Origin of the sequence: Candidatus Clostridium stratigraminis, assembly GCF_045310675.1 — a bacterium.
Lineage (GTDB): Bacteria > Bacillota > Clostridia > Clostridiales > Clostridiaceae > Clostridium_AT > Clostridium_AT stratigraminis.
Genome location: NZ_JBJHZZ010000055.1, coordinates 1 through 276 on the forward strand (window position 1 = coordinate 1; position 276 = coordinate 276).

Sequence of the window (276 nt, forward strand, 5' to 3'; positions counted from 1 at the left end):
ATTATGGTGGAGATAAAGAGGCTCGAACTCTTGACCCCCTGCGTGCAAGGCAGGTGCTCTCCCAGCTGAGCTATACCCCCATATGGTGGACCTTCAGGGACTCGAACCCCGGACCAACCGGTTATGAGCCGGTTGCTCTAACCAACTGAGCTAAAGATCCATATATAACCTAGCAACGTCCTACTCTGCCACTTAGTCACCCAAGCAGTACCATCGGCGCTGAGAAGCTTAACCATCGTGTTCGGTATGGGAACGGGTGTAACCTTCTCGCCATCA

At 52.9% G+C, this 276-nt stretch carries 2 tRNA genes and 1 rRNA gene; all 3 read right to left on the minus strand.

Annotated elements, in window-relative coordinates:
• Positions 1-4: 4 nt before the first annotated feature.
• Positions 5-80 (minus strand) — tRNA-Ala (locus ACJDUG_RS17815).
• A gap of 3 nt (positions 81-83) precedes the next feature.
• A tRNA-Ile gene (locus ACJDUG_RS17820) sits at positions 84-160 on the minus strand.
• A gap of 7 nt (positions 161-167) precedes the next feature.
• Positions 168-276, minus strand: a 5S ribosomal RNA gene (gene rrf / locus ACJDUG_RS17825); the annotation flags it as partial.